Source organism: Microbacterium sp. CH1, assembly GCF_001595495.1.
Classification (GTDB): domain Bacteria; phylum Actinomycetota; class Actinomycetes; order Actinomycetales; family Microbacteriaceae; genus Microbacterium.
On record NZ_LOSO01000004.1, the window covers coordinates 180,171 to 201,311 of the forward strand.

Annotated in this window: 16 protein-coding genes and 1 tRNA gene; 12 read left to right on the forward strand and 5 right to left on the reverse strand. The window is 71.5% G+C overall.

Annotated elements, in window-relative coordinates:
• Nucleotides 1-747: 747 nt before the first annotated feature.
• Entirely contained in the window at nucleotides 748-2,148 is a 1,401-nt protein-coding gene (locus tag AUV07_RS02845) for a zinc-dependent metalloprotease (RefSeq protein WP_062633695.1), read from the reverse strand.
• 118 nt (nucleotides 2,149-2,266) lie between these two features.
• Here AUV07_RS02845 and AUV07_RS02850 point away from each other — a divergent pair, with 118 nt between their 5' ends.
• The 4 genes from AUV07_RS02850 to AUV07_RS02865 all read left to right on the forward strand — a co-directional run bounded on the left by AUV07_RS02850 (nucleotide 2,267) and on the right by AUV07_RS02865 (nucleotide 8,563).
• Nucleotides 2,267-3,358 (forward strand): YlbL family protein, encoded by a 1,092-nt coding sequence (locus tag AUV07_RS02850; protein ID WP_082802825.1) that lies wholly within the window; start codon nucleotides 2,267-2,269, stop codon nucleotides 3,356-3,358.
• A gap of 133 nt (nucleotides 3,359-3,491) precedes the next feature.
• Nucleotides 3,492-6,338: a UPF0182 family membrane protein gene (locus tag AUV07_RS02855; RefSeq protein WP_231868183.1), complete on the forward strand. Its 2,847-nt coding sequence runs from the start codon at nucleotides 3,492-3,494 to the stop codon at nucleotides 6,336-6,338.
• Nucleotides 6,339-6,566: 228 nt separating this feature from the next.
• Complete coding sequence (locus AUV07_RS02860) at nucleotides 6,567-7,457, forward strand: hypothetical protein (protein WP_062633700.1); 891 nt, start codon at nucleotides 6,567-6,569, stop codon at nucleotides 7,455-7,457.
• 263 nt (nucleotides 7,458-7,720) lie between these two features.
• Nucleotides 7,721-8,563 (forward strand): universal stress protein, encoded by an 843-nt coding sequence (locus tag AUV07_RS02865; protein ID WP_062633702.1) that lies wholly within the window; start codon nucleotides 7,721-7,723, stop codon nucleotides 8,561-8,563.
• 15 nt (nucleotides 8,564-8,578) lie between these two features.
• On the opposite strand, the gene AUV07_RS02870 is transcribed toward AUV07_RS02865, so the two are convergent.
• Both AUV07_RS02870 and AUV07_RS02875 read right to left on the reverse strand, forming a co-directional pair.
• On the reverse strand, nucleotides 8,579-9,454 hold the full coding sequence (locus tag AUV07_RS02870) for an aminoglycoside phosphotransferase family protein (RefSeq protein WP_062633703.1): 876 nt from the start codon (nucleotides 9,452-9,454) through the stop codon (nucleotides 8,579-8,581).
• An 87-nt stretch (nucleotides 9,455-9,541) separates the two neighbouring features.
• Nucleotides 9,542-9,615 (reverse strand) — tRNA-Met (locus tag AUV07_RS02875).
• A gap of 78 nt (nucleotides 9,616-9,693) precedes the next feature.
• Between AUV07_RS02875 and AUV07_RS02880 the strand changes: the two genes are divergently transcribed.
• Entirely contained in the window at nucleotides 9,694-10,503 is an 810-nt protein-coding gene (locus tag AUV07_RS02880) for a carbon-nitrogen hydrolase family protein (protein ID WP_062633706.1), read from the forward strand.
• Nucleotides 10,504-10,513: 10 nt separating this feature from the next.
• Here AUV07_RS02880 and AUV07_RS02885 read toward each other — a convergent pair whose 3' ends face one another.
• Complete coding sequence (locus AUV07_RS02885; RefSeq protein WP_062633813.1) at nucleotides 10,514-11,716, reverse strand: aminotransferase class I/II-fold pyridoxal phosphate-dependent enzyme; 1,203 nt, start codon at nucleotides 11,714-11,716, stop codon at nucleotides 10,514-10,516.
• A gap of 95 nt (nucleotides 11,717-11,811) precedes the next feature.
• On the opposite strand from AUV07_RS02885, the gene AUV07_RS02890 reads away from it, so the two are divergent.
• The 3 genes from AUV07_RS02890 to AUV07_RS02900 are packed head-to-tail and all read left to right on the forward strand — an operon-like array spanning nucleotide 11,812 to nucleotide 16,103.
• Nucleotides 11,812-13,371 (forward strand): S1C family serine protease, encoded by a 1,560-nt coding sequence (locus AUV07_RS02890; protein ID WP_082802827.1) that lies wholly within the window; start codon nucleotides 11,812-11,814, stop codon nucleotides 13,369-13,371.
• A gap of 45 nt (nucleotides 13,372-13,416) precedes the next feature.
• Complete coding sequence (locus tag AUV07_RS02895) at nucleotides 13,417-14,670, forward strand: CDP-glycerol glycerophosphotransferase family protein (protein WP_062633708.1); 1,254 nt, start codon at nucleotides 13,417-13,419, stop codon at nucleotides 14,668-14,670.
• The gene (locus AUV07_RS02900) at nucleotides 14,667-16,103 is read left to right on the forward strand and encodes a CDP-glycerol glycerophosphotransferase family protein (protein WP_062633710.1); all 1,437 of its coding nucleotides are present in this window, start codon (nucleotides 14,667-14,669) and stop codon (nucleotides 16,101-16,103) included. The genes AUV07_RS02895 and AUV07_RS02900 overlap by 4 nt, the downstream gene beginning before the upstream one ends.
• Before the next feature lie 9 nt (nucleotides 16,104-16,112).
• On the opposite strand, the gene AUV07_RS02905 is transcribed toward AUV07_RS02900, so the two are convergent.
• Nucleotides 16,113-17,138: a glycosyltransferase family 2 protein gene (locus AUV07_RS02905; RefSeq protein WP_062633817.1), complete on the reverse strand. Its 1,026-nt coding sequence runs from the start codon at nucleotides 17,136-17,138 to the stop codon at nucleotides 16,113-16,115.
• Between the two features lie 149 nt (nucleotides 17,139-17,287).
• On the opposite strand from AUV07_RS02905, the gene AUV07_RS02910 reads away from it, so the two are divergent.
• The 4 genes from AUV07_RS02910 to AUV07_RS02925 all read left to right on the forward strand — a co-directional run bounded on the left by AUV07_RS02910 (nucleotide 17,288) and on the right by AUV07_RS02925 (nucleotide 21,133).
• Nucleotides 17,288-18,568, forward strand: a complete 1,281-nt coding sequence (locus tag AUV07_RS02910) for a CDP-glycerol glycerophosphotransferase family protein (protein ID WP_062633712.1) — start codon at nucleotides 17,288-17,290, stop codon at nucleotides 18,566-18,568.
• Nucleotides 18,565-19,335 (forward strand): biotin--[acetyl-CoA-carboxylase] ligase, encoded by a 771-nt coding sequence (locus AUV07_RS02915; RefSeq protein WP_062633714.1) that lies wholly within the window; start codon nucleotides 18,565-18,567, stop codon nucleotides 19,333-19,335. Before AUV07_RS02910 ends, AUV07_RS02915 begins: the two co-directional genes overlap by 4 nt.
• Before the next feature lie 58 nt (nucleotides 19,336-19,393).
• Nucleotides 19,394-19,942, forward strand: coding sequence for a PH domain-containing protein (locus AUV07_RS02920; RefSeq protein ID WP_062633716.1), 549 nt, complete (start codon nucleotides 19,394-19,396; stop codon nucleotides 19,940-19,942).
• Between the two features lie 66 nt (nucleotides 19,943-20,008).
• Entirely contained in the window at nucleotides 20,009-21,133 is a 1,125-nt protein-coding gene (locus tag AUV07_RS02925) for a 5-(carboxyamino)imidazole ribonucleotide synthase (protein ID WP_062633718.1), read from the forward strand.
• Nucleotides 21,134-21,141: the final 8 nt, after the last annotated feature.

A 21,141-nucleotide genomic window follows, 5' to 3' on the forward strand; every position in this document is an offset into this window, starting at 1 on the left:
GCGAGCGTGAGGCGTCCGGGGTCGCGGCCGACGAGCTGACCGTGCAGGAGCGGCCAGGCCGGATCGCGAGCGGTGTCCTCGGCGTCCCGGCAGCTCAGACACGGCGTGACCCCGGGGATCACGAGCGGCCCCACGGTGATGCGCGCGGGCTCGACCGCGACGGGCAGGTGCGGGTGGTCGGCGCGCAGCATCGGGGCGAACTGCACGGCGGCCGCCGCGCCGGGGACGAGGACGACGGCGACCGCCGTCGACCCCCGCTCCTCGGCCGTCGCGAGCGGCACTCCCTCGTCCTCGAGCGTCTCGCACAGCCGCCCCTCCGCGCGCGTGTCGGTGAGGCCGAGCGCGGAGACGCGGGCGGCGCGCGGCGGAGCGGGCTCGTCCTGCAACGCGGGTTCGACGACGGCCAGCAGCCGTCGTGCCTCGGACCACGGTGCACCCGCGCGGTGCGCGATGACGTCGAACGCGCTGCGCCGGAATCCTCGGCGCATGCGGCTGAGGAGCCGTTCGACCCAGGGTGCGGAGGCCGGGACCCGGACGCCGGGGTCGTCGCCGATCTGGAGGGTCGTCCCATCGCGCCAGAGCAGCGGGTACGCGGGATCGAGACGGGTCAGGGTCGTCGGGGTGAGCGGCACCCCTCGATTCTGCGGAGCCGCGCGACGCCGCAGGCCGGTTCGAGGGATCGGTGGAGAAATCGGCGGGCTCTGCCCGGTCGGGGAGGGAGAGTGCCCGGCCCCCCGATGACCGGACTCAGACCGGGCGCTCGCCCTCCGGAGCGTCGTCGTCGCCGTCCTCGCCGCTGCCCTCGGCCGGCGTCTCCCCGGAGAAGTCGTCGCCGTCCAGCAGGCGCGCGAGCGCCTCGTCGAACTCGTCCGCCTCGGGCTGCTCCCCGCGCTCGGCGGCCTGCAGACGTGCGATCAGCGCCGTCGGGTCGTCGATGTCCTCGGCGGTGGGCATGAGGTCGGGGTAGTCCCACAGGGAATCCCGCGCGGCGACGCCGACGGCATCCGTGACCGCGCGCCACATGGCCGATGCCTCGCGGATGCGCCGGGGGCGGAGCTTGAGCCCGACGAGCGCGCCGAGGGCGTCCTCCGCCGGGCCGCCGACCGCGCGACGGCGGCGGGCCGCCTCGGCGATCCTGCCGCCGTCGGGCAGCCGGGTGGTGGCCTCCTCCGTGACCACGTCGACCCAGCCGTCAATGGTCGCGATGAGGTTCTCCAGGCGGGCGAGGGCCTCGCGCTGCGCCTCGGTCTGCGTGGGCAGGAGGGCGCCGCCCTCGATCGCCGCGCGCAGCTCCTCGGGGTTCGAGGGATCGAGGCGGCTCGCCACGTCTTCCAGGGCGTCGACGTCCACCGTCACGCCGCGGGCGAAATCGGTGATCTGCGCCATCACGTGCAGATGCAGCCACTTGGCGTGACGGTACAGGCGGGCGTAGGCGAGCTCGCGGGTGGCGATGTAGAGCGCGATCTGGTCCTCGGGGATCTCGAGCCCCTCACCGAAAGCCGTCAGGTTCTGCGGGATCACGGCGGCCGTGCCCGCCGGCAGCACGGGGATGCCCACGTCGCCGCCGGAGACGACCTCGAGCGAGAGGTTGCCGAGCACCTGCCCGAACTGGGCGGCGAAGACGGACCCGCCCAGGCCCCGCATCAGGCGTCCCGCACCCTGCACGACACCGCGCATCTCCTCGGGGACCTGGGTGTCGAGCGCGGCCGTCAGGGCGTCGGCGATGCTCGTCGAGACGGGGCCGGCGATCTCCTTCCACACCGGCAGCGTCTTCTCGACCCACTCGCCGCGTGTCATCGCCACCGGGGGAGCGGCGAGTTCGGAGATGGTGGTCACCTCGCCCAGCCACAGGTTCGCGAGAGCGAAGGAGTCGGCGAGGGAGGATCGCGAGCCGTCGGCGATGCCCTGGCCCTCGCGGTTGGCGATGTGGAGGGCCTGCCGGAGCGAGTTCTCCCACGGATCGCCGCCGAAGGCACCCTGGAGCTGCGCCATGATCGTCTGCATCATCGCCGGGTCGAACGTGAAGCCGTCCATCCCCTGGAAGGCGCCGCGCAGCGCCTCGGGGTCGATGTCGCCGCCGCCCTGGTTCGAGAGCATCCGTCGCAGGAACTCCTGGAAGTCCTCCGGGTTCGGTTCGTTGTCTGCCATGTCGCTCGCCCTCTCAGCACGTCTGAAGCCGTGGCATCTACGCTAGTCACAGGTTTCAGTGCGCGACCCCGAAGCGGGCAGATCGCTGTACGCCGCTCGCGAACGACGGAGGATTGCTGTGGAACGACCGCGCGCAGGGAAGCTCGGACTCGGGGTCTGGGCGCTGGTGGTCGCGCTCGCGGCGCTCGCCGTCCTCACGTTCCTGCCCTCGCCGTACGTCATCCAGCGCCCCGGTCCCGTGTACGACACCCTCGGCACCGCGAAGAACGCGGACGGCGAGCAGGTCCCGCTCATCAGCGTGGAGGGGACGGAGACCTACGAGACGGGCGGAACGCTCGACCTCACCACCGTCCAGGTCGTCGGCAACCGGGAGCGCACGCCGAGCTGGTTCGAGCTCGCCCTCGCCTGGATGGACGCGTCGCGGGCCGTCGTGCCGCTGGACGCGGTCTTCCCCGAGGGCGTCACCACCGAGCAGCGGGACGAGCGCAATGCGATGCTCATGGTCGACTCGCAGCACGAGGCGACGGCCGCCGCGCTGAACGAGCTCGGCTACGACACGGGAGCCGAGGTCGTCGTGGTCGATGCGGTCGAGGGGTCGCCGGCCGACGGTCTGCTCCAGGCGGACGACGTGATCACCGCGATCGACGGCACGCCCGTGACCTCGGCCACCGCGCTGCGCGAGGCCATCCAGGAGGCGGGCGGCGATCCGGTCGCGCTCACGGTGCGCCGCGACGGCGACGAGCAGACCGTGGAGATCACGCCGGAGGAGCAGGCCCAGGACGGCACGACGACGTGGCTGATCGGCATCACGCTGCGCACGGACTACGACTTCGAGGTCGACGTCACGATCCAGCTCGACAACGTCGGCGGCCCCAGCGCAGGGATGATGTTCGCTCTCGGGATCATCGACACCCTGACGCCGGGCGAGCTGAACGGCGGCAAGGAGATCGCGGGTACGGGGACGATCGACGCCGAGGGGACCGTCGGGCCGATCGGAGGCATCCGCCAGAAGCTCTACGGCGCCCGCGACGCCGGTGCGGACTACTTCCTCGCCCCGGAGGCGAACTGCGACGAGGTCGTGGGGCACGTGCCGGACGGCCTGCAGGTCATCCGCACCGCGACCCTCGACGAATCGCTCGCGGCGCTGGAGGTCATCGCCGAGGACGGCGACGTCGACGCGCTGCCGACCTGCGACATCCCGGCCACCTGAACCGGCGCGGGTCGTGACCCCGCCGTGACCGGTGTGACAGCCCGCCCACAGCGAGCGGTGCCTAGGATGGAGGGGTACCTCGACCCCAGCCCAGCCCCCGGCCACGCCTCGAACCTCCCGACGCATCCTCGGAATCTCCCTGGTGATCATCGCCGCGCTCATCGCGGCGTTCTTCGTCTTCGCGTCGCTCTACACCGAATTCCTCTGGTTCGACCAGGTCGGGTTCACCGGCGTGCTCACCACGCAGTGGATCGCGACGGCGGTGATGTTCGTCGTCGGTTTCCTCGGCATGGCCGTGCCGCTGTTCGTCGTCATCCAGCTCGCGTATCGGCTCCGCCCGGTCTACGTCCGGCTGAGCTCGCAGCTCGACCGCTACCAGGAGGTCATCGAGCCGCTGCGGCGCCTGGCGATGTGGGGCATGCCCATCTTCTTCGGCCTCTTCGCGGGGTTCGCGGCGGCCGGCAACTGGAAGACGGTCTGGCTGTGGGCCAACGGCGTCGCCACCGGTGAGGTCGATCCGCAGTTCAAGGTCGACACCGGGTTCTACATGTTCGCGATGCCGTTCTACTCGATCCTCCTCGCGTTCGTCTCGGCCGTCCTGCTGCTCAGCCTCCTCGTCACCGCACTCGTGTCCTACCTCTACGGCTCGGTGCGCGTCGGCCAGGGCGAGCTGCGCATCTCCAAGCCGGCCCGCATCCAGCTCGCGGTCATCGCCGGTCTCTACCTGCTCGTGCAGGCCGCGAGCCTGTGGCTGGACCGCTACAAGACGCTCGTCGAGCCGGACGACCGCATCACGGGTGCCGCCTACACGGGTGCCAACGCGACCATCCCCGGCCTCGGCATCCTCGCGATCATCGCCGCCGTCGTGGCCATCCTCTTCTTCGTCACCGCCGTCATCGGCCGCTGGCGCTTCCCGCTCGCGGCGACCGCGCTGCTGATCGTGGCCTCCCTCGTCATCGGCATCGGCTACCCCTGGGTGGTCACCACCTTCCAGGTGAAGCCGAACCAGAACGCCTACCAGGCCGAGTACTACCAGCGGAACATCGAGGGCACGAAGGAGGCCTACGGCGTCGCCGACCTCGAGACCACGGCCTTCGAGGCCGAGACCGACGCCGAGGCGGGCCAGCTCCGCGCCGACGCCGAGACCACCGCGTCGATCCGCATCATGGACCCGAAGGTCATCCCGCCGACGGTCCGCCAGCTCGAGCAGTACCGCGGCTACTACCAGTTCCAGACGACCATGGACGTCGACCGCTACGAGATCGACGGCGTGAAGCAGGACACCGTCGTCTCCGTCCGCGACCTCGACATGTCGGGCCTCGGCGACGGTGACAACTGGAACAACCGGGTCGCGGTCTACACGCACGGCTACGGCCTCGTCGCCGCGGCGGGCAATCAGCGCACGACCGACGGCGAGCCCGTCTTCCTCGAGCGCGGCATCCCCACCTCGGGCTTCCTGTCTGAGCAGGGCGACTTCGAGCCGCGGGTCTACTTCGGCGAGAACTCCCCGGAGTACTCCATCGTCGGCGCCCCCGAGGGGGCCGACCCGGTCGAGATCGACTACCCGCGCGGTAAGGACGGTTCGAGCGAGACGAAGACGACGTTCACCGGGAACGGCGGGCCGAAGATCGGCGACAGCTTCACCAAGCTGCTCTACGCGCTCAAGTTCCAGTCGGAGCAGATCCTGTTCTCGAACCTCGTCAACGAGGACTCGCAGATCCTCTACGACCGCGACCCGAAGACCCGCGTGCAGAAGGTCGCGCCGTACCTCGAGCTCGACAGCGACCCGTACCCGAGCGTCGTGGACGGCCGCATCGTCTGGATCGTGGACGGCTACACGACGAGCTCGACCTACCCGTACTCGACGAGCGTGAGCCTGTCCGACGCGATCGCCGACTCGAACGTGCCGACGCCGTCGCTCGCGATCGACGACATCAACTACATCCGCAACTCGGTCAAGGCCACGGTCGACGCCTACGACGGCTCGGTCACGCTGTACGCCTGGGACGAGGAGGACCCGGTCCTGAAGACCTGGCAGAAGGTCTACCCGTCCACCCTCAAGCCGATCAGCGAGATGTCCGGCGAGCTCATGAGCCACGTCCGGTACCCGACCGATCTGTTCAAGGTGCAGCGCGACATCCTCGGCATCTACCACGTCGACAAGGCCGGCTCGTTCGCCCAGCAGGACAACCGCTGGCAGACGCCGAACGACCCGCGCAGCGACGCGATGCTGCAGCCGCCGTACTACCTGACCATGCAGATGCCGGGTCAGGACGAACCGCGGTTCTCGATGTTCTCCACGTTCATCCCGGCCTCCCAGGGCGCGGGTGGCAGCCGTGACGTGCTGATGGGCTACCTCGCCGTCGACTCGGATGCCGGCGCCGAGAAGGGGGTGAAGGCCGAGGGGTACGGGCAGCTGCGCATGCTCGAGATCGACACCGACACCACCGTGCCCGGTCCCGGTCAGGTGCAGAACACGTACAACTCCGACACGGCCGTGGTCCCGCAGCTCAACCTGCTCCAGCAGGGGGAGTCCGAGGTCATCTACGGCAACCTGCTGACCCTGCCCGTCGGTGGCGGTCTGCTCTACGTCCAGCCGGTCTACGTGCAGTCGTCCGAGGGCACGCAGCTGCCACGTCTGCAGAAGGTGCTCGTCGCCTTCGGCGACCGGGTGGCCTTCGAGAACACGCTCACCGAGGCGCTGGACACGCTGTTCGGCGGCGACTCCGGCGCGACCGGTGGTGACGACGAGGTCGAACCCACCGATCCGGGTACGACCGATCCCGACACCGGCGAGACGCCGACCACGCCGACGCCGACGGACGAGCAGGCCGATGCCCTGGCGAAGGCGCAGCAGGCGCTGCTCGACCGCCAGGCGGCTCTCGCCGAGGGCGACCTGGAGAAGTTCGGCGAGGCGGACAAGCGCCTCACCGCGGCCGTCGAGAAGCTCCTGGAGCTGGAGGCCGCCGCGGGAGAGTGATCCTCCCCACGCACACGAGAGGGCACCCTCACAGGGGTGCCCTTTCGCATTCCCGGAACCCGTGGTGCGCCGGAAGCCGGTCCGCCGCACCAGGCGCTCGCGCGAGATCAGGCGCGACTCTGCCCGGTGGCCTGATGCGGCGCGGGTGCATGGTGGTGAGCGTGTTAGCGTGGGGTTGTACCGCACCCGGTGGCGGCCTTCATTTCCTGATTCAACTGGAGGCCCGCAATGCAACACCCACCCCGCGCTCGATTCTTCCGTCGCGACGACAGAGACCAGCTCACAGACCTGGTCAACGCACACCTCTCGACCGTGATCCCGGGAGCCCGCGTCTCGGTCAACACCGTTCTCAGCGCCCTCGAGCGTCAGCCGGACGAGTACGTCCTCGACCCCTGGGTCACTGAGCGTGCGACCATCGTCGTCGAGCAACGCGAACGTCTCGTCGCGGCGGCGCATCTGCAGCGGTTCTCCGGCGACACCCGCGTGAGCGACGACTATCGCGACGCGGGGCTGATCCAGTTCGCGCTGGCCTTTCCGGACTCCGATGATCCTTCGGCCTTCGATGTGCTCCTGCGCGCGTGCGTGGTCCAGCTCCGGAGTTGGCGTGTGGCGGCGGTGTACGCAGAGGGACAGCTCCCGTTCCCGGGAGTCACCGGGATTCCCGATTCCTGGCCCCACGTGCGCGAAGCCTTCGCGAGGGCGGGGTTCGTGCATGCGGGAACGACCGAGGTCGTGCTGATGGCGACGCCGACCGAGCTCGTGGGAGCGGGAGCCGGAAGCGAGGGGATCACGGTGCGCCGCGAGCTCGGTCCCGGCGGGGTCCGTTTCGTCGCACGCACCGACGGTGCCGACACCGGGTACCTCGAACTGGACCTCACGGTCGGTCGCCCCGAGCGCCACCCCGTCGGCCCCGTGCGGGCGGAGGTGTCCGATGAAGATGCCGAGGACCCAATCGTGCGGCGCGTGCTCCTGGCAGAAGCCGGCCGGTGGCTGCTGGTCGGGGGCGTGCACGCCGTCCTCGTCGTCGTCGATGGCGAGGACGCGCAGGAACGGGCCCGATGGACAGGATTCCGGGAGGTCACCGAGAGCTCCCGGGGTTGGCGGTACGTCGGCGAGTAGTCGCCCCGCGCATTCAGGCACTCGCGCCGCTTCAGGCGACCCCCTGCCCGCGGGCCTGATGCCGCGCGTGTGCCTGGTTTCGCGCGCCGCACGCCAGGACAGGCGGTCTCGCGGCAGCAGGCGGGCGCGCGAGGTCAGGCGCCCTCTGGGCAGGAAGCCTGAACTGGCGCGAGTGCCTGAGTAGACGGAGGGTTTTGTCCGGGACGAACCGTCGCGCGGGGAGGGGGTGGCATGGGAGGGTGGAGGGGAACAGGGAGGGTGCCGTGGCTGAGCGCATCGTTGTGGGAGTGGTGGACACGTCGGCGGGACGACGAGCACTGGAATGGGCGGCGCATCGCGCCCGGTCGCGGAAGGCCTCGCTGCTCCTCGCGAGCGTCGTCGGGGGAGCGGTCGGCGCCGTCGGGGAGGGCTCTGTGGTCGACGCTGCGATCGCGGCGGCGCGGAGCCTGCTGGAGGAGCACGCGGAGACGCTGAAGGCCCAGGGGCTGGACGTCGACATCGTCGTGCTCCGCGGCGACCCTGTCCGTCAGCTCGTCTCGACCACCGCGGGCGCGAACCTCCTCGTGATCGGCAGCGACTTCCGTCCCGATGACGCGGACAGTCCGCGGCGCGGGGCCCACGGGCTGCGCATCGTCGCTGACTCCTCCTGCCCCGTCGTGGTGATCCCCGACATCGAGACGAGCGACCGTCGCGGTGTCGTCGTCGGGGTGGACGGGTCTCCGACCTCGGAAGCCGCCGTCGCGTTCGCCGCTGCCGAAGCCGACCGTCTCGGCGAGCCCCTCGTCGCGGTGACGGTATGGACTCCCGTCCCCCTCCCGCGCGGAGCGAGGGCGTATCCCGAGCAGTACCTCTCCTCCATGCAGGAGCTGTCCGAGGAGACCCTCGCCGTCGCTCTCGGCGGATTGCGCTCGACCTATCCGGATCTCGAGATCCAGCCCCGGGTCGAACGCGGATACCCATCCGAGGTCATCAACCGCGCCGCCGCCACTGCCAGCCTCGCCGTGGTCGGCTCGCACGGACGGGGGGCGGTCGCCCGGTTCCTGCTCGGCTCCATCAGCCACGAAGTGCTCGCCGCGCTCGTGGCGCCCACCGCCGTCGTCCGCTGACCGGAGGCCGCGGGCCTAGAGCGGGCTGGTCAGCACCTCGTGGAGCACGCGTCGGCTGTCGTCGCCGCCGGGCCCTGACCCGTCGGAGAGAGTCACCAGGGCCTTCCAGAGCGCCCAGCCGCGAGCCCGTCGCCAGGTCGCGGCATCGAGGTCGACGGCGTCGCGGAAGGCGGCGCGCGCGTCCCCGTCGAAGTACGTCCATGCCATGACGAGGTCGCAGGCGGGATCGCCGACGCCGCAGGTGCCGAAGTCGATCATCGCCGACAGGCGGCCGTCGCTGACCAGCAGGTTGCCGACGGCGACGTCGCCGTGGAACCAGACCGGCGAGGCCTCCCACGCGCTGCTCGTCGCGTCGAGCCAGACGCTCCGGCAGAGTTCCGCGTCCAGGGTGCCGTCCAGCCGCTGGAGCGCGGCGTGGACCTCATCGCTGTAGACGCTCGGATGCGAACCGCGGAAGAACGAGTGCCGACCGGCCGCCCAACCCGCGTCCACGGGAAGGGATCTCACGGTGCGGAGAACGGCCCCGAGATCCACGGCGAGGCGAACGCGATCGAGCCGTGCGGCGCGCTCGACGGTGTCGCCGTCGAGCCACCGGCGGATCGACCACGGAAACGGGTAGCCCCGGCCGGGCGCCCCCAGCGCCACGACGGAGGGAACGGCGACGGGAAGCCTTCCGTCGAGGAACTCGAGCGCTCTGCTCTCCTTCTGTACGGCCGCGGCGTAGGCCTCGGCACGAGGAAGTCGCACCGACAACTCGTCACCGAGACGGAACGTCCTGTTGTCCCACCCCTGACGCGCCACGGCGCGGACGGGCAGGTGCGCCCCGCGGGGGAACTGCTCCGCGACGAGCTCCGCGACGAGCCGCTCATCGATGTCGACCGGTCGGTTCACCCCTCGATACTCGCAGAGGTCGCCGCACGCCACATGCGAAAGGCCCTCCGGCCTGGGATTTCTCCCGGCCAGAGGGCCTTCCATTTGTTGCGGGGACAGGATTTGAACCTGCGACCTCCGGGTTATGAGCCCGGCGAGCTACCGAACTGCTCCACCCCGCGGCACAAGAGATAACTTATCACGGATCCGGGGAGGCGTCGAATCGAGCGCGGCACCGGCGGGTGCGAGAGGATGGCGTCATGTCTGAGAACACCGCCGTGCCCGTCGCCGTGTGCCAGTTCGCCCCCACGGATTCCCGCGAGGCCAACCGGGAACGGATCGCGGAGCTGGCGACGGAGGCCGCGCGACTCGGGGCGAAGCTGATCGTGTTCCCGGAGTACTCGAGCTACTTCGTCGATCCGATGGACGAACGCCTCGCGGCGAACGCAGAGCACCTGGACGGCGAGTTCGTGACCGGGCTGATCGGTCTGGCCGCCGAGCTCGCCGTCGTGATCGTCGCGGGCGTCACGGAGAAGGCCTCGGACGAGGGGCGCGTGCGCAACAGCGTCGTCGCCGTGCGCGGCGACGGCATCCTCGCGGTCTACCGCAAGCAGCACCTCTACGACGCGTTCGGGCAGACCGAGTCGGACTGGGTGGAGCCGGGGGAGATCGGCGAGCCCGCGGTGTTCGAGGTCGGCGGACTGCGCTTCGGGCTGATGACCTGCTACGACCTGCGGTTCCCCGAGCTGTCGCGGCTTCTCGCGGTCGCCGGTGCCGATGCGCTCGTGGTGCCCGCGGAGTGGGTGCGGGGACCGCTCAAGGAGCAGCACTGGACCACCCTGCTCGCCGCGCGGGCCATCGAGAACACGGTCTTCGTGATCGCCGCCGACCACCCGGCGCCGATCGGCGTGGGGCACTCGCGCATCGTCGACCCGCAGGGCGTGGTCCGCGCCGGCATCGGGCCGGAGCCGGGAGTGGCGGTCGGCGTGGTCGACGGCGCGGCGATCGCCCGCGTCCGTGCGACGAACCCTTCGCTGCGCGCGCGACGCTACGCCGTGGTCGCGCGCTGATCCGATCGGTTCAGGGGCGCAGATCCGCGAGACGGGCGGACGCCTCCTCCAGCACCTCCACGCGCTTGCACGCCGCGAAGCGGATCAATCCCGCGAACTCGGCGCGCCGGGCGGGGGAGACGAAGGCGGTGAGGGGGATGGCCACGACACCCGCACGGTCCGGGAGGGCCCGGCAGAAGGCCGCCGCATCGGCGCCGCCGAGGGCCGTCGCATCGGCCACCGTGAAATAGCCGCCCTGCGGCGCGTGGACCGTGAAGCCGGCGGCGCGGAGACCGTCGCCGAGGATCGCGTGCTTGCGGGCGAGCACGGCGGCCGCGTCGGTGAAGAACGCGTCGTCGAGGCGGAGCCCGACGGCGACGGCGGGCTGGAACGGGGCGCCGTTGACGTAGGTGAGGTACTGCTTGACGGTCAGGACGGCGGTGATGAGCGCGGCGGGGCCGTGCACCCAGCCGATCTTCCACCCCGTGGTCGAGAAGGTCTTCCCCGCCGATGAGATGGTGAGCGTCCGATCCGCGGCACCGGGCAGGGTGGCGATCGGAACGTGCGGGGCGTGGAAGGTGAGGTGCTCGTACACCTCGTCGGTGACGATCACGGCGTCGTGCCGCGCGGCCAGGCGCACCACCTCGCGGCGCACCTCCTCGTCGAAGACGGCTCCGGTGGGGTTGTGCGGGTCGTTGACGAGGATGATCCTGGTGCGGTCCGTGACGGCCTCCGCCAGCTGATCCAGGTCGGGCTGGAACCCGGGCGCCCGCAGGGGCACCGTACGGAGCCGGGCACCCGCGAGCGCGACCGCGGCGGCGTACGAGTCGTAGTAGGGCTCGAAGACGACGACCTCGTCCTCCGGCCCGTCGATCAGGGCGAGCAGGGTCGCGGTGAGGGCCTCGGTGGCGCCGGCGGTCACGATGACCTCGGTGCCCGGGTCCACCTCGAGTCCGTAGAACCGCCGCTGGTGCTCGGCGATGGCCGTCAGGAGGTCGGGGAACCCGCGCCCCGGCGGGTACTGGTTGACCCCGTCGGCGATGGCGGCGCGCGCGGCGTCGAGCACCGCCTCCGGGCCGTCCTCGTCCGGGAATCCCTGCCCCAGGTTGATGGCACCGGTTCTGACCGCCGCGGCGGACATCTCTGCGAAGATGGTGGGCGCGACGGTTCCGTCCGCGTCGAGCAGACCGGCACCGGCCGCCGTGCGACGCCATGCGCCGGGGATGACACTCATGAAGAACAGGCTAAGGCCATAGCGGAAACTCACGCTGGGCATAAGGAACGCACAGGGATGCGGGGCATCCTGGAGGGGCGTTGAAGGAGCACACCATGAACCAGGACAACCCGCAGGACCGCCCGGCACCGGCGTCGGACGACGCCGTGTCGGCCGGACACACCCCCCAGATCCCCGAGACCCCGCAGAGCGCGCCGTCTCCGGCCGCCGACACCCCCGTGGGCACCCCGGCCGCCTCCGCCCCGGTCGCCCCGCAGGGCCACCACATGCCGCCGACGTTCGCCTCGCACGCCGCCGGCGCCCCGACCGTGGCACCCGTGCCGCACGGGCTGGCCGCGCCCGGTCCCGCCGCGGCGGGCGTGCCGGGCGCCGCATTCGGCGTCCCGGCGCAGGACACCCGGCCGCTCGACGGCACGGTGCCGCCGGCCGAGGGCACTCCGACCGCCACGAAGGAGAAGTCGCGCGGCGGCACCCGCGTGGCGGCGTTCATCGTCGCGGCCGCCCTCGTCGGCGGCGTCGCCGGCTTCGGTGGCGGCGCCCTGCTCACCGGGCTGCAGGACTCCCCGTCCACCGGCACTGCCCAGGGCCCGCAGACCGTCACCGTCAACAACCCCGGCTCGGTCAACGAGACCACCGCGGTCGCGACCGAGGCCCTGCCCTCCGTCGTCACCATCGAGGTGGCCGGATCGCAGGAGGCCGGCAGCGGCTCGGGCGTCATCATCAGCAAGGACGGCTACGTCCTCACCAACACCCACGTGGTCACCCTCGGTGGGGCGGCGGCCGATCCGACGATCCGCGTCACGACCTCCGACGGCCGTATCTACGACGCCACCGTGGTCGGCACGGACCCGATCTACGACCTCGCGGTGATCAAGCTCACCGATGCGGAGGGCCTCACGCCGATCGAGTTCGCGGACTCGTCGAAGCTCAACGTCGGCGACACCGCCGTCGCGCTCGGCGCCCCGCTGGGCCTGGCGAACTCGGTCACCACCGGCATCGTCAGCGCGCTGAACCGCAGCATCCAGATCGCCTCCTCCGCTCTGCCCGACTCCTCCTCCGAGGACGCCCCGCAGCAGCAGGCGCCGGAGGACGGCCAGAGCGAAGGCCCGTTCCAGTTCGATCTGCCCGGCAACAGCGGGCAGCAGGCCACCGAGTCGATCTCGATCGCCGTGATCCAGACGGACGCCGCGATCAACCACGGCAACTCGGGCGGCGCCCTCGTCAACAGCAAGGGCGAGCTGATCGGCATCAACGTCGCCATCGCGAGCTCGGGCAGCTCCGAGGAGTCGGGCTCGATCGGCATCGGCTTCGCCATCCCGTCCAACATCGCCAAGCGCGTCGCGGACGAGATCATCGCCGACGGCGCGGCCACCCACGGTCTGCTCGGGGCATCGGTCCGCGATGCCTCCGGCGTCGAGGGCGCGACCGAGGCCGGTGCGTACATCGCCGAGGTCACCGATGGGGGCGCGGCCGCGGCCGCCGGTCTCCAGGCCGGTGACGTCGTGACGAGCTTCAACGGGGTGCCGATCACGAGCGCGACCGACCTGACGGCTCAGGTCCGCGCGGCGGCGGCCGACAGCACGGCCGACGTGACCTACGTCCGCAACGGCAAGCAGAGTCAGATCGAGGTGACGCTCGGCACGCTCGCCGGCTGATCGCCCCGTCAGAGAAGGACGCCACCCGCGCGATAGGCTCGCCGGGTGGCGTCCTTCTCTTTCGGCACCGGCAACGCGGCCAAGCTGCTCCGGATCCCGCTGTACGCCCTCGGTCGCCTGGGCACCCTCGTCGTGCCGCGCGGCCGGCGCTGGGTCTTCGGATGCGGCGCCGGCGTCGGCGACGGTGCGCTCGCCCTGCACCGGTATGCGGCAGGGGAGGGGCATGACACCCTCTGGCTGACCGGGTCGGCGCGCGAAGCGGCAGACGCCGAGGCCCTCGGCCTGCGGACCGTCCCGCGGGGCGGCCTCCGCGGCTGGTGGGCCACTGCCCGCGCCGGCGTGCTGGTCGTGACGCACGGCCTCGGCGACGTGAACCGCTACGGCAACGGCGGTGCTTTCGTCGTGCAGCTGTGGCACGGCATCCCGCTCAAGCGCATCGGACTCGACTCCCCGGCCACGACGCAGGCGCCGGCCGTCCCCGGCGCCCCGATCCTGCGGCGCCTCGTCGGGCTGCTGTATCGCGGCGCCGCGCAGCGGATCCGCGTGCTCCCCGCGGCGTCGCACCGGGCCAGGGCACGCCTCGAGTCCGCGTTCGGACTGAGCGACGACCGGGTCGTGGTCACGGGGGAGCCGCGCGTCGACGTGCTGTCGAGCGGCGCACCCCAGGAACGCCGCGCCCACGCACGGGCTCTGCTCGCCGAGGCCGTGGGTGTGATCGGCGACGCCGACCGCGTCGTGCTCTACGCGCCGACGTGGCGGGACGGCGCCCCCGATCCGTCCGTGCCGACGGCCGAGGAATGGATGCGGATCATCCAGGTGCTGGAGGAGCACGACGCCGTCCTCCTCGTGCGCTCTCATCCGCTCGGCGACGGCAGCTACGCGCCGCCCCTGCCGACGACACGGGTGCGGGCGCTGCCCAGCACGGTCGTCAGCGACGTCACGCCGCTCCTTCCCGCCGTCGACATCCTCATCACCGACTACTCCTCGCTCGCCTACGACGTGGGCCTCCTCGCCATGCCGGTCGTCTTCCTCGCGCCGGATGTGGCGGAGTACGCCCGGACCCGCGGTTTCTACGGCCGCTTCGAGGAGGTCGCCGCGTCGGGCGTCGCGACCGGGTGGGAGCCCGCACTCGCGCGGCTGGCATCGCTGCTGGGCGACGCGGCCGCGTTCGACGAGGCCGCCGGGCGTTCCGCTACGCTCAGCGCGGAGATGCACGCGTTCCGCGACGGCCAGAACACCCGTCGGGTATACCGCGCGATCCGTGCGCGGGGAGTCCCCGCGCCGAAGGGAGCAGCATGACGACGGCCCGCATCGATGACACGGCACAGGCGCTGGTCATCGCAGGGACCGGGCAGCGTCCGACGAGCGCCGAGCTCGTCGGACCGCGAGCGCGGGTGGAAGCCCGCCTCACCGGCGGGGGAAAGACCTGGAAGGCGACGTTCGTGCTCCGTGCGTCGCGATGGGGCGGTCCGGAACTGCCTCTGCCGTCCGGGAGATACGAACTGCGTATCGACGGCGTCGATCTGACGGACCTCCGTCTCGCGCCGGTCGTCCTCCCGGGGGTGCGGGTCGTCCTCGACGGCGCCGTCGTCCGCATCGGGGCTCCTGTCGACCCGGTGTACGACACGGCGGAGGGACGCTCCACGCTCGAGGAGCGTTACGTGGCGCAGGCCGGCGGTACAGAGAACGCCGTGTTCTTCGAGAGCTTCTACGGCCGGAGCGTGGGCTGCAACCCGCGCGCCATCGACCGGGAACTCGCCCGGCGTGCCCCGCAGGTCCGCCGATACTGGAGCGTCGTGGACCTGTCGGTCCAGGTGCCGGACGGCGCGATCGCGGTGATCGAGGGCAGCCCGGAATGGTGGCGCGCCCGCGGCGCTGCGCGGCTTCTCATCGTGAACGACTGGATGCGGCGCCGCTTCGCACGCAAGCCGGGGCAGAAGGTGCTGCAGACCTGGCATGGCACGCCCCTCAAGCGCCTGGCCCTGCATCGTCCCGGCTTCGACCCCCGCCGGATGGCGGCGGTGGTCAAGGAGTCGCGGCGGTGGGATGTGCTTCTCGCGCAGAACACGTACGCCGCACGGATCCTCCGCAAGGCCTACGCGTTCTTCGGGCGGCCGATCTGGATCGACGGCTATCCGCGCAATGATGCGCTGCGCACGGGTGACCCGGTCGCGGTGCGCGCGGCGCTCGGCATCGGGGCGGACGAGCGCGTCCTGCTCTACGCGCCGACCTGGCGGGACGATCGGGCGGAGATGGTCGACTTCGTCGATCCCGAGCTCCTGGCGCGGCAGACGAACGCGGTCGTGCTGGTGCGCGGTCACTCGCGCACGCTGGGGGAGGGCAGGGACCGTGCCGGCGCGCGGGTGATCGACGTGACCGGCTACCCCGAGACGTCGCAGCTCCTGCTCGCCGCCGACGCCCTCGTCACGGACTACTCCTCCGTCATGTTCGACTACTCCGTCACCGGCAAGCCGATGTACTTCCTCGTGCCTGACCTCGACCACTACCGCGGCCAGCTCCGGGGCTTCTACTTCGACCTGGCGGAGCGCGCACCCGGCCCTCTGGTGCGCACCCAGGACGAGCTCGTGGCGGCGATGGCGGACGAGGGCCACCGGGAGCGGTACGCGGAGCGCTATGCGGCGTGGCAGCGGCAGTTCAACGCGCTCGACGACGGTCGGGCCGCGCAGCGGGTGGTCGATCGGATCCTCGACCTCGGATTCCTGACCGCCTGACGGTCGGCCTCAGGGCAGCGGGGTGTTGCGCGTGCCGAGCCGGGACGCGTCCACGGTGTCGCCGGCTCCGCGCAGCACACCCCCGAGGAAGCCCAGGCCCCACGAGAGATGCATGGTGGGCAGCACGAGGAGCGTCCACAGGCGCTGCCGCACGCCACCCCCGCCCGGGGCGAGGGCCACACCGATCACGAGCAGCACGTAGAGCGCGAGCGGGAGGTAGACCAGGCCCGAGGCGATGAGGGAGGCCGCGCCGGACACGACCCCAGTCAGCTGCAGGATGCCGAGGACGACCGCGAGCACGACGAACAGCAGGAGCACCGGCGGGGCGAAGTAGCGCAGACCGTTGCGGCGCCCGAAGCGGCGCACCAGCTCTCCTCGCCAGGCCCCCGTCGCGCGGAACTGCCTGGCCAGTCGCAGCCAGCTCTCCCGCGGCCAGTAGGTCACCGCCAGCTCGGGGTCGAACCACACGCGGTGACCGGCCTGACGGATGCGCAGGTTCAGCTCCCAGTCCTCGCCGCGGCGGATGGACTCGTCGAAGAGACCGACCTCGTCGAGGACCTCTCGTCTCATCACACCGAGGTAGGCCGACTCCGCCTCACCCTCGACCCGGCCGCCGTGATACGCGCCGCCGCCGAGGCCGACGGGGGAGTTGTACAGCCGGGCGACGGCCTTCTGGAACGGGGTGCGACCCTCCGCGTGCATGACGCCACCGACGTTGGCGGCCCCCGTGCGGTGCAGGGTCTGCAGGGCACGGGCGGCGTATCCGGGGGCGAGCTCCGAGTGGGCATCGACCCGGATGACGGTGCGGTAGCGGCTGGCCCGGATCGCGGCGTTGAGCCCGACCGGGATGTGCGCGGCGGGGTTGTCCACCAGCCGGATCCGGTCGTCGGCGGCCGCGAGGCGGCGGGCGAGGTCGGTGGTGCCGTCCGACGACGGTCCCAGCGCGAGGACGAGCTCGGTCGGAACCCCCACCTCCTGGGCCAGCACCGAGGCGACAGCGTGCTCCAGGTAGGCGCGTTCATTCAGCACCGGCATCACGAAGGACACCCCGGTGACGGGGGCGGGGGATCCGTTGGCGGGCACACGTCGATCATGTCACGCGCGCCTCCCCGCGCTCTCCCAGGCGGAGCATCGGGATCCCCGGAGCCCAGGGGGAGGATAGGGGGACGAACTATCCTGGAGGGATGGGTGCACTGTCTGACGCGAAGAAGGCCTATCGGCTCCTGCGACGGGCGCTCGCGTCCCGGTCCGCGGTGCAGCGCGTCCGTCGCCGCCTCGCGGCCCAGGAGCCCTACCCCGCCGATCACTTCCGGGTCGCGGTGTATTTCGCCGACGGCGCCGTGAACATGTACCAGATGCGCCAGTGGTACCGCCCGCTCGCCGCGCTCGCGAAGCGCTGGCCCGTCGTGGTGCTGGCCCGCCAGGCGACCGGAGCCGAGATGCTCCTCGAGGAGGACGCCCCGCCCGTCGCCTTCGTGCCGACCGTGCGCGATCTCGAGCGTTTCCTCGCCACGCAGGACATCCGCGTCGTGCTGTACGTCAACCAGAACACCCGCAACTTCCAGATGTTCCGCTACGGCCGCCGCTGGCACGTGTTCATCAACCACGGCGAGTCCGACAAGATGTACATGACCACGAACCAGTACAAGGCGTACGACTACGCCTTCGTCGCCGGGCAGGCCGCCAGGGACCGTCTCTCGCGCACGCTGTGGGACTACGACGTGGAGCGCCGCACGATCGAGATCGGCCGCCCGCAGGCGGACCACTATTCGGGCTCGCTTCCCTACACGCCGGACGACCGCCTCGTCGTGCTCTATGCGCCGACCTGGGAGGGGGACCGCCCCAGCGCGCATTACGGTTCCATCGCCTCGCACGGCGAGCGTCTCGTGGCCCGGCTCCTCGCGACCGGGAATCACCGGGTCATCTACCGGCCGCACCCCCGGAGCGGCGTCGTCGATGCGGCCTACGGGGCGGCGCACCGGCGCATCATCGCCGCGATCGCCGCCGCGAACGCGGCCGATCCGGCCGCGCAGCACGTGTACGACGACGGCCCCGAGCTCGGATGGCAACTGGCCGCCGCCGACGTCGCCGTGGTGGACATCTCGGCCATGGTGTACGACCGCCTGGCGGCAGGCAAACCGCTCCTGATCACGCGACCGGTCGACGAGGAGGCCGCTGTCGACACCGCGGGGTATCTCTCCGACTGCGAATGGCTGTCGGCAGAGGCCGCAGACGACATCGTCGCCGAGGTGGAGCGCGTACGACAGGACGAGGCGGCCGTCGCGCGGCTGCAGATGTGGGTGCGCCACTACTTCGGCGACACGACCGCCGGCGTCGCCACGCAGAAGTTCCACGACGCCGTCGACCGTCTCATGAGGGAATGGGAGCGGTGGCGTGAGCGCGAGATCGGGGCCGTCCGCGGTGATGAAGACGACGACGATGAAGCGGGCGACGAGGACGCATGAGCAGCGACTTCCCCCGTTCCGGCGCGCTCACACCACGCCTTGAGGTGGTGGACGCGACGGGGTCTACGAACGCCGACCTGCGCGCGCACGCGGACGACGTCGATGCCTGGCCGCACCTCTCGGTTCTCCTGACCCGTGACCAGACGGCCGGACGGGGGCGGCTCGAGCGCCGTTGGGTCGCTCCTGCGGGTTCGGCGCTCGCGGTGTCCGTGCTGCTGCGCGATCTGCCCACCGAGCCCGCGGCGCGAGGCTGGATTCCGCTCGCGGCGGGCGCGGCCATGACCGAGGCGGTCTCCGCCCAGCTGCCTGAGGCCGCCGTCGTCCTCAAGTGGCCCAACGACGTCCTCGTCGACGGGCGCAAGATCTGCGGCATCCTCGCCGAGGCGAGTCCGCACGCCGTCGTCGTCGGCGCCGGTGTCAACACCGCCATGACTCCGACGCAGCTTCCGGTGCCGACGGCCACCTCGTTCGCGGTGCAAGGCGTCGTCGCCGACGAGGATGAGCTGCTCCGTTCCTACCTGTCGGCGCTCGACCGCTACCTCTCGGCGCTCACCGCAGCGGACGACGCGATCGCGAGCGGCCTGCATGCAGCGGTGACCCGGTGGTGCGCGACGGTCGGTCAGACCGTTCGGGTGTCGCTCCCCGGCGACACCCTGCTCGTGGGCACGGCCGTCGGCATCGACGCCGACGGGCGCCTGCGCGTCGCGGCGGAGGGCACCGTGCACGCGGTCTCCGCCGGGGACGTCGTGCACGCCCGTCCCGCGTGAGGCGGGGACACGCCGCCTCACGGACGGTGTTGGTGGCGATCCCGGGCACAATGGGGGTGTGACCCAGCCCGTGACGCTCGGCGGACGCCCGCTGATGCCGCCGCCCGGCGCTCCCGCCGAGGAGCTGCTGATCGCGCGCTTCCGTGGCCACGCCCGTCGGCTCTTCTGGTCGGCGGTCGTGCTCATCGCCACCTTCGGGGCGACCGCCTACTTCTACGGCAATCTCCCGGCCGGCTTCGAGGACTGGATGCTGCTCGCCGCCGCCGGCGTGGTCATCCTCGTCGCGGCCGTTATCCCGTTCCTCGTCTGGTACTCCCGGACCATGACGATCACCACCCGTCGGGTCATCGCCGCCCAGGGCCTGGGTGCCCGCAACCGCCGCGAGATGTCCCACGCACGCGGCTACACGATCAGCGTGCGTCGCGGCCCGCTGCAGCGGATGTGGGGCTGCGGGACCATCACGCTCTCGAACGGTGTCGACGCTCCCGTGCGTCTCCCGAACGTGCCGAACGTCACCCTCGTGCACGAGACGCTGGCCGACCAGATCGAGGTCGGCCAGATCCTGGCCCACCGCGACGCCCAGGCGAGCGGCGACGACCTGTCCTGACCCACCGGGGTGTCCCCGGTGCCCTCGCGCGTGCGGAAGAATGGGCATGACGAATGGAGGCGGCACATGGCGCTGCGCGTGGGCGTGATCGGCGGAGGACAGCTGGCACGGATGATGATCGCTCCGGCGGTCGAGCTCGGACTCGATCTGCGGGTCCTCGCCGAGGAGGAGGGGATGGCCGCGGGGCTGGCCGCCACGGCGGTCGGCGACTACCGCGATCTCGAGACCGTTCGTGCCTTCGCCGCCGAGGTCGACGTCCTCACCTTCGACCACGAGCACGTGCCGCAGGAGGTCCTGCGGGCCCTCGTCGCCGAGGGCGTCGCCGTGCATCCGGGCCCGGACGCCCTCCAGTTCGCGCAGGACAAGCTCGTCATGCGCGCGCGCCTGGCGGAGCTCGGCGTGCCCCAGCCCGAGTGGGCACCGGTCCGTTCGGCAGAGGACCTGCAGCGCTTCCTCGACGACCACGACGGTGCGGCCGTGGTGAAGACGCCGCGCGGCGGCTACGACGGCAAGGGCGTGCGCGTCGTGCGTTCCGCCGCCGAGGCGCAGGACTGGCTGGACGCCCTGGACGACACCGACGCGCTCCTCGCCGAGGAACTCGTGCCGTTCGTCCGCGAGCTCGCCCAGCAGGTCGCACGGCGCCCCGGGGGAGAGATGATCTCCTATCCGGTCGTGGAGACCGTGCAGCGCGACGGCGTCTGCGCCGAGGTCATCGCCCCGGCCCCCGCCGCCACCGACCGGCTCACCGACGTCGCCGAGGGCATCGGGCGTCGCATCGCCGAGGGCCTCGGCGTGACCGGCATGCTCGCGGTGGAGCTCTTCGAGACCGAGGATGAGCGGATCCTCGTGAACGAGCTCGCGATGCGTCCGCACAACAGCGGCCACTGGAGCCAGGACGGCGCGATCACGGGGCAGTTCGAGCAGCATCTCCGGGCCGTGGCCGATCTGCCGCTGGGGAACACCCAGCCGCGCGCCGCCTGGTCCGTGATGGTGAACATCCTCGGCGGTCCCACGGAGGGCACGCTGGGGGATCGCTTCGAGGCGGCGATGACCGCGCACCCGGACGCGAAGATCCACACCTACGGCAAGGCCCCTCGTCCCGGCCGCAAGGTGGGGCATGTCAACGTCGCCGGGGACGACCTCGACGATGCGGTGTACGAGGCCAGGGCCGCAGCGGCCGCGTTCGACTGAGGCGGCGG